The organism is Paenibacillus sp. OT2-17 (assembly GCF_009827695.1).
Lineage (GTDB): Bacteria > Bacillota > Bacilli > Paenibacillales > Paenibacillaceae > Paenibacillus > Paenibacillus polymyxa_B.
In genome coordinates this window covers 1-7,703 of record NZ_WUDQ01000154.1, presented here as the reverse complement: position 1 = coordinate 7,703, position 7,703 = coordinate 1, and the positions used below count along the sequence as shown (strand labels likewise).

General features: G+C 49.9%; 7 protein-coding genes. 1 reads left to right on the top strand and 6 read right to left on the bottom strand.

Annotated features, from left to right (window positions below; all coding sequences use genetic code 11):
• Both GRP75_RS15705 and GRP75_RS15700 read right to left on the bottom strand, forming a co-directional pair.
• On the bottom strand, nucleotides 1-1,817 hold a 1,817-nt coding region (locus tag GRP75_RS15705; protein ID WP_483311092.1), incomplete at its 3' end, for a helicase-exonuclease AddAB subunit AddB.
• A gap of 237 nt (nucleotides 1,818-2,054) precedes the next feature.
• Nucleotides 2,055-3,434, bottom strand: coding sequence for a class I SAM-dependent rRNA methyltransferase (locus tag GRP75_RS15700; protein WP_028540449.1), 1,380 nt, complete (start codon nucleotides 3,432-3,434; stop codon nucleotides 2,055-2,057).
• A 143-nt stretch (nucleotides 3,435-3,577) separates the two neighbouring features.
• Here GRP75_RS15700 and GRP75_RS15695 point away from each other — a divergent pair, with 143 nt between their 5' ends.
• Nucleotides 3,578-4,600 (top strand): Na/Pi symporter, encoded by a 1,023-nt coding sequence (locus GRP75_RS15695; RefSeq protein ID WP_160789763.1) that lies wholly within the window; start codon nucleotides 3,578-3,580, stop codon nucleotides 4,598-4,600.
• Here GRP75_RS15695 and GRP75_RS15690 read toward each other — a convergent pair.
• The 4 genes from GRP75_RS15690 to GRP75_RS15675 all read right to left on the bottom strand — a co-directional run.
• Nucleotides 4,590-5,024, bottom strand: a complete 435-nt coding sequence (locus GRP75_RS15690) for an NUDIX hydrolase (protein WP_013311157.1) — start codon at nucleotides 5,022-5,024, stop codon at nucleotides 4,590-4,592. The genes GRP75_RS15695 and GRP75_RS15690 overlap by 11 nt on opposite strands.
• A gap of 104 nt (nucleotides 5,025-5,128) precedes the next feature.
• Complete coding sequence (mtaB, locus tag GRP75_RS15685) at nucleotides 5,129-6,472, bottom strand: tRNA (N(6)-L-threonylcarbamoyladenosine(37)-C(2))-methylthiotransferase MtaB (protein ID WP_023989502.1); 1,344 nt, start codon at nucleotides 6,470-6,472, stop codon at nucleotides 5,129-5,131.
• A 1-nt stretch (nucleotide 6,473) separates the two neighbouring features.
• Nucleotides 6,474-7,238 (bottom strand): 16S rRNA (uracil(1498)-N(3))-methyltransferase, encoded by a 765-nt coding sequence (locus GRP75_RS15680; RefSeq protein ID WP_023989503.1) that lies wholly within the window; start codon nucleotides 7,236-7,238, stop codon nucleotides 6,474-6,476.
• Nucleotides 7,239-7,426: 188 nt separating this feature from the next.
• The coding region (locus GRP75_RS15675; protein WP_202404158.1) for a site-2 protease family protein at nucleotides 7,427-7,703 on the bottom strand (277 nt) is incomplete at its 5' end.

Below are 7,703 nucleotides of genomic sequence, written 5' to 3'. Positions count from 1 at the left end.
ACCTGATCCAGAGCTGGCGGAACAAGTCCCATACGGAACTCAGCCAATCCCGTTTCCAGCACACCCGCAAACAAAGAGGTATCCAGCCTCTCATCACCCATCATTTCGACAATTTGATCCAGTAGTTCAAGCACCGCATCCCATACTTGACGATGCTCCTTCGCCTGCTCAGGTTTTCCTGCTTCCTCTGCCTGATGAATGAAGGCGTCCAGCTTGTGGCCGATTTCTGCATCCTCCAGTAACAGATATACCGCTTCACACTTCTCAAGTGCAGTTCGTGCCTTGCCGACACGTTTCTCAAACGCACGTAAAGGCGTCACGATCACATCCCGGCACAGTTCCATCAAATCCAACGTTTCATCCCGTTGACGGCTCCGTTCCTGCTCCTCCAGCTCCAGTGACAAGCTGGGCACAGCCTGCCACGGGCGACCGTCTGTCCAACGGCTGCCTTGTATTCCGCAGGCTAGTACATAGTTTTCCAAACGGTCCATCTCCTCACGGCTCACCCGACCATCCAGCGGCAGGAGAAGGTCTGTTTTGACCGCACGGAATACATCCTCATATCGCCAACGACGCTGCACGATATCCAGCGAAGCCCGAATCAATTCCACTAAGGGATGATGCAAAACACTTCTCCGCTGATCCAGAAATACTGGAACCTCATATTGTTTGAATATCGGTTCCACCCATGGCTCATAATCTTCAATATGACGTACAAACAGGGCCATCTCCCGATAACGAGCGCCCTCATCTCGGGCCAGACGACGCATTTCGCGTGCAGCCCCTTCCAGCTCTGCACGGCGATTAGCCGCAGTGTACAGTTTTATGCCTTCCGGCTGTTCTTCTGTCCACTGCTCTCGTAGCTGCTGCAGCCGCATCCATTGTTCCTGATTCCGTAACCCTGTACGATGTTCAAAGTTAGCCTCCAAATACGCCAACGCCGGACGCTCCTTAAATCTCGGCAGCGGATCAGGGCGCAGTAATTGTGTCTGCGTCTCTATCATCAGCTCGTCTGCCATTCCTTTGAGCTTTACATACGTAGCCGCTGAGGGATGAAACAAATCCAGCTCATGCGGAAGCTGTCCGCTCTCGTAGCTGCGGTTGCAAGTCAGCGCCACCGTCAACGAAGAAGCGTGCAGCATAAGCTGCTCCACCACCTTGTATTCATGTGGTGTAAACCTGCGGTAGCCATCCATCCAAATATCTGCCCCACGCACAAGGGAAGACTCAGCAATCTGTTCTGCCAGCATGCGCAGCGTATCTTCACCGTCAATATATTTAAGCGTCAGCTCTCGTTCAAAATCCTCATAGATTAGACTGATATCTTTGAGCTTGCCGCGCAAAATCGGAGTTGACTCTCCAGCAGCGTTCATTCGCTCCAGTTGCTCCGGTACAGACCGAGTATCATTTCCATACTGCTTTAGCTCCGTAAACAATGTATTCAACCGATCCACAAAGCCGAGCTGGTCTCCCGAATCCTTAAACAAACTCAGTTCATCCTTGCGACGACGAATAATTTTATATAAAAGCATCTTCTTGCCTTCTTCCGTTACAGGCACCAGTGCTGAACCCCCGGTTTCCTGCATAACTAAATAGGCAAGACGATGAAATCCCATCACTTGGGCGCGCACCGACCCCTGAATACCGTTTCCGGCTTCTGTAAGTAACGCATGCTCAGAAGCAAATGACGATTGCTCCGGTACAAGTAACAGCATAGGCTTACCTAGCGGCTCCTCGCGTAACATAGACGTCATTTCATTGCGGATTAACGTACTTTTACCACTCCCAGAGCGGCCAATCAACAAGCGAACCGACATGATGCGGCCTCCTTTCCAACGAACAACATTCTATTAAACAGTATAGCATATCAGGCAAGAGAGAAAAGAACGTACGTTTGCCATGTTGTAGCAATTCTTCCTCCCTCTAAAAAAACAAATCAGTCCCGCAGATTGGCTTGGTGCATGCCTTCTCTACAGGACTGATTTATACCTAAACGAGTCTATTTTACCTATTTAATCACCAAAAAGGCGATTGACTTTGACCTTGTATGAAACCTACAGCTGTGTCCGGCTGCGCACCTCAAAGATGGCGAATTTCAAGTAATGGCCTTCCTCCACACCCAAAATTTGAGGATGGTCTTTACCAGCCGCTCTCCAGTCTACCAGACGAAGGATTTTGCCGGCATCTGCCGCCGCTTCCTTAATGGTATCTAAAAACAACTCTGGACGCATATGGAACGAGCAGCTCGCAGTCACCAGATAGCCGCCCTCATTGACCAGCTTCATCCCGTGCAGGTTGATATCTTTATATCCACGTGTAGCTCCTTTGACAGCGTTCTTCGTTTTGGCAAAGGCTGGCGGATCAAGAATGACCACGTCAAAGGTGCGTCCGCCACCTGCTGTCAGCGGCTTGGATGTATCTCCTTTGCCCCCGGCTCGTGCATTGCGTTCCTCTACACCTTTCACTTGATTGCGCAAATATTGAAAAGCATCGTCGACGACAAACTCAACGCGTTCCTCAAAACCGTTCAGCTTGACATTATCCCGCGCACTTTCAATCGCATGCTCAGAAATATCAAGACAAGTTACTTTTTTAGCACCATGTTTACATGCATTGAGCGTAAAGCTTCCCGTGTGCGAAAAACATTCCAATACGGTTGCGCCATCCCAGAATGGGAATTCAACAACCTTACCACTTTTATTCACTGGCTTCATGACCGTTGTGCCCGCATCCCCTGAGTCTGCAGCTACTTCTTGTAGCGTAATTCCACTACGTGCTCCCCAACCTGTCATCAACGGTGCTATGGCCGCACGATTTTCACGCTGGTCAAAGAAATAACCCGTCTTCTGGCCCTCTACGATATCAACCTTGATTTGCAGGCCATTTTCCGTCACTACCACATGACGCGGGCAATCACCGTACAAAGGACCCTTCGTTTGTTCCAATCCTTCCAGCTCACGGATGGATACATCACTTCGCTCATATATACCAACAGGACCCACTACTTCAACGAGCGCATCCCTGATTTCTTCCCTGCGCCGATCCATGCCAAGCGTTAACAACTGCACGACTAACACATCACCAAATCGATCTACAATCAGTCCAGGCAAAAAATCAGCCTCGCCGTACACCAACCGATAAGCGTTTCCCCCGGTCACAAAACGTTCGCGGTGCTCCAGACATTTGCGAAAGCGTTGGGCAAAAAAGTTTTGATCCATTGCTTCCAGCGGCTCGTAGGACATCACACGCACTGTAATTTGTGAAGCTGGATTATAGTAACCTGTCGCCAAATAACGCCCCTGATGGTTAACGATACTGACCAAATCGCCTGCCTCTGGGTCCCCTTCGATCTTGGCTATTTCGTTTTTAAACACCCAAGGGTGTGCGTGCTCCAGCCTTTTTTTACGGCTGCGTTCTAATATTACTGAAGGCAAAATCCTTCACTCCCATTCTTGGATTACTCAAAGTCCTTAATATCGTTCCGTAAAAAAGAGCTCAGCCATGCTTGTCATGGCTGTCCCCGACAGATCATAGGCTGTTACATAAGTATTTTCACCTAGAAAAGGGGGCTATGCCCGTGTTTATACATGTTATACTCCCACTGTGCGGCGGGCTGTTTATTTTTTTGGGCGGGATGAAGCTGATGGAAGCAGCCCTCCGGCATTTGGCCGGCCCCTTCCTCACCCGCTGGCTGAACCGCGCCACAGTTTCACCTTGGCGGGGCATGCTGTTCAGCTCAGGCATTACGGCCCTGCTGCAAAGCAGCACCGCCGTAACGGTGCTGACGATCGGACTGGTCAACGCCGGGCTGTTGACCTACGGCCGCACGCTCGGCATCATTCTCGGCACCAATATCGGCACCTGCCTGACCACTGAGCTGATGGGGCTCCAGCTTGGCATGCTGGCTGTTCCGCTGCTCTGCGGCTCACTGCTATGCTGGAGCACTGCCGTCCTGTGGGGTGAAGCTGTCCCCAGTCGCCAGTATGCGTCCGCTGGAGCTTCACCCGGCTCCAATGGGCTTAGCCGTCCGCAGGCTGTACAATATATCAGCCTCGTCTTTGCTGGATTTTCGCTGATTCTGGCAGGTATCCGCGTAATGCAAACAGTCGGCCCCTGGATTGAGCAGGCCGGACTATTCCGCTGGTTTCTTGATCACGCTGCGGCCAACATGTGGTGGGCCTTCGCTGCGGGAGCCTGTCTGACCGCGCTGGTTCACAGTAGCGCAGCCGTCATTGGCATGGCGATTAGCCTTGCCGCTGCGGGAGCCTTGCCAGCCGATGTGGGGATCGCCATCGTCATCGGCTCCAATGTAGGCACCTGCGTAACCGCCCTCATTGCCGCTGTTGGCGGCAGCGTGTCCGGCAAATTTGTAGCCTGGTCCCACGTGCTGCTGAACGTAGGCGGAGCCTTGCTCTTTATGCCGTTGATCCCTGGTCTGGAGATGGCCGCTGCCTGGATATCTACCGAGCCCGGAGCCAAAGTAGCCCATGCCCAAACTCTGTTTAACGTTATTAGCTCTCTGCTGGTCTTGCCTCTCTGCTATCTACCTGTGTGGACGCGTTTAGAGGATCGTATATCTCCCGACAGAATCAAACGTTAATTCCTAGCATGGACAGCGCCTTGCTTAAAATGACATCATTATTGTCATATCCACCCTGGCGCTGGAGACGCCATGCTTCCTCAGGCGTATGCCACGCAACTCCTTTAATTTCTTCGATCTGTGCCTGTAAATCCCCATCCAGTGCCTCTACGAGATAATAGTGTACTTCTTTATCTACTTCCCCAAATTCTGGATGCTGATACGTATAAGCAATCATATCTACATGCTGGATAATCCGCCCGTTCAACCCTGTTTCCTCGCGGATTTCACGTAAAGCCGTCTGTTCGATTGTTTCTCCCAACTCCATTTTCCCTTTAGCCAAGGATACCTTGCCATATCGGTCAGTAATGAGCTGAATTTCAAGCTGCTCCCCCTGTTTGCGAAACACAACGCCGCCTGCGGAAATTTCCTTTTTTGCTGCCATCCTGTAATCTCCCTTCCTTGCGCAACAAGGATTCCGTCCTCTCTGTAAGGAAAGGCGAAATCCTTGTTTGCCATCTCTATTGCCTGTTCAGGCTTTTTTTGTTCTTACAGAGCTGTTTGCAGCCCATTCTCTAGTACGCGAACCAATTGGCCTTCACTTTCATTAATGCCCGCCTTCGTCAGCTTCACGCGGCATACCTTGCCAACCAGATCCTCAGTACCTTCAAACGCCAGTTGAATATAATTGTCACTATATCCATGGAGTATGCCGCTATCTTCGGTCCCTTTCGGTGCAACTTCCGGAATGACCTCCAGCACCTGACCTACAAACTTCTCAGCATACGCCAGTTGCATTTGCTCTGACAGTTGTATCAGCTCATGCACTCGTGCATTTTTCACGTCTTCGTCCACCTGATCCTCCATACGCGCCGCAGGAGTTCCACTGCGCTTGGAGTACGGGAACACGTGCATTTCCGAAAAATCGATTTTTTTCATCAGCTCATAGCCATTGCGGAACATTTCATCCGTCTCCCCAGGGAAGCCGACAATCACATCCGTTGTAATCGCTACATCTGGCATTGCTTTGCGAATCATAAGCATTTTGTTATAAAACTCTTCTGTCGTGTACTTGCGACGCATCCGTTTCAACACGGTGTCGTCCCCCGCCTGAAGCGGTATGTGAAAATGACGAACCAGCTTGGTGGAACGGTTCAGTACATCAAGCATTTTTTCATCAATCTGGCTGGCTTCAATCGAACTGATACGGATACGCTCCAGCCCTTCCACCTTCTCCAGATCCCACAGCAGATCAGATAGGTCGTAATTATCCATGTCGTCACCATAACCGCCAGTGTGGATACCTGTGAGTACAATTTCCTTGTAGCCTGCGTGTACCAGTTGACGCGCTTGTGCAATAATACTCGCAGCATCACGGCTACGGGATAGACCCCGCGACCACGGAATGATGCAGAAGGTACAGAAGTTATTGCACCCATCCTGAATTTTCAAAAAGGCCCGAGTATGATTAGCAAAATCAGGCACATCCATTTCCTCAAATACACGCGTTTTCATAATATTGCGCACGGCGTTCACCGGTTGACGCGTTTCTTGAATTTCCTGTACGAACGGAATGATTTTGTCTCGATCCTGAGTCCCGATAACGAGATCAACGCCAGGAATATCCATAATTTCGGCAGGAGAAGTTTGGGCGTAGCAGCCCGTCACTGCCACAATGGCATCTGGATTCCGGCGAATCGCGCGGCGAATAATCTGACGACTCTTTTTATCACCGGTATTCGTAACGGTACATGTATTGATAAGATAGACATCAGCAGTCTGCTCATCAAAGTCCACCTGTTCATAACCTTCATTTTTAAACAGCTGCCAGATCGCTTCTGTATCATAAAAGTTTACCTTACAGCCCAATGTGTAAAATGCCACTGACGGCATATTAAACCCCTCCCATTTCTCCTGTCTCATATAAAATGCATGCCAATGCAGCCATTCCTGCGGTCTCCGCACGCAAAATACGTCTTCCCAGTCCTGTAGACTGTGCCCCGGCCTGCTCGGCCTCCAGGCTTTCCGCTTCAGTAAAGCCGCCTTCCGGGCCTACCACCAGCAGAACACGCGGCATGTCCGTCGACGCCCATTGTCCTGCCAAAGGCTGGATTACATCCCGTAGCTGTTTACCCTGCTCTTTTTCATAACAATAACATATCAAATCATACCCAGCAAAAGAAGCCAGAAGTTCTTTCCACGTCATGGGCGCGCTAATTTCTGGAATCCGGTTACGGTGGCTTTGTTCAGCCGCTTCCTTCACAATCTTGCGCCAACGCTCCAGTCGCTTGCCTTCTTTTTTGGCATCATACTGCACGACCGTACGCTCGGACAAAAACGGTACAAACCCGGTTGCTCCGATTTCTGTACATTTTTGCATCACCGTCTCCATCTTGTCTCCTTTAGGAAGACTCTGAGCGATAGTGACCTGCACATGCGGTTCAGAGGTCATCTTCAGCGGCTCAATAATCGTCGCCGTAACATGATCCTGCTCAATCGTATCCAATGCAGCCAGCGCTTCCCTAGATATCCCGTCACTAACTATAATTTTGTCACCACTACGGCCCCGCATGACTTTAGCGATATGTCGCGCGTCCTCACCCGCGACAATCACGTGATCTTCTAGAAATTGCTCTGCCGGAATAAAATAACGCTGCATTCTCTCTCACACCTATTCCTGGATTTTGCAAAATCCTCATTCTAAAAATAACTGTTATCCACTAACGTTCCGTACAAAATCCGAATAAATCACCAAGCAACATCATATCATCTTTTGCGCCTGTATGACCAGTCTGTTCCCTCTTCTATTCAGGTTATACCTACCTATTCTCGTAAAAAAAGGAGCCCTTAGGCTCCAAACAATCCAGTGATATAAAAAGAGAACTGCAAAAACTGTATATAAATCATCTGGGCCAGCGTGTAAAGAGGTTCAATTGTTACAGCTCGAACCTGCGGAATGACCAGGATAAGCAGAAAAATAAAGATCGACCACTGTTCAAATTGCTGAAGCTTACGGCGTACAGGAGTGGGGGCCACATCTTCCACAATCCGGTATCCATCCAGTGGAGGCAGTGGGATCAAATTAAAGATAAACAAAAATAGATTTAAATTGATCAGAGCATTG

Excerpts from the sequence above, each read along its gene's own strand:
- GRP75_RS15690 (WP_013311157.1), bottom strand. The coding sequence starts at position 5,024 with ATGGCAGCAAAAAAGGAAATTTCCGCAGGCGGCGTTGTGTTTCGCAAA.
- mtaB (WP_023989502.1), bottom strand. The coding sequence starts at position 6,472 with ATGCCGTCAGTGGCATTTTACACATTGGGCTGTAAGGTAAACTTTTAT.
- GRP75_RS15680 (WP_023989503.1), bottom strand. The coding sequence starts at position 7,238 with ATGCAGCGTTATTTTATTCCGGCAGAGCAATTTCTAGAAGATCACGTG.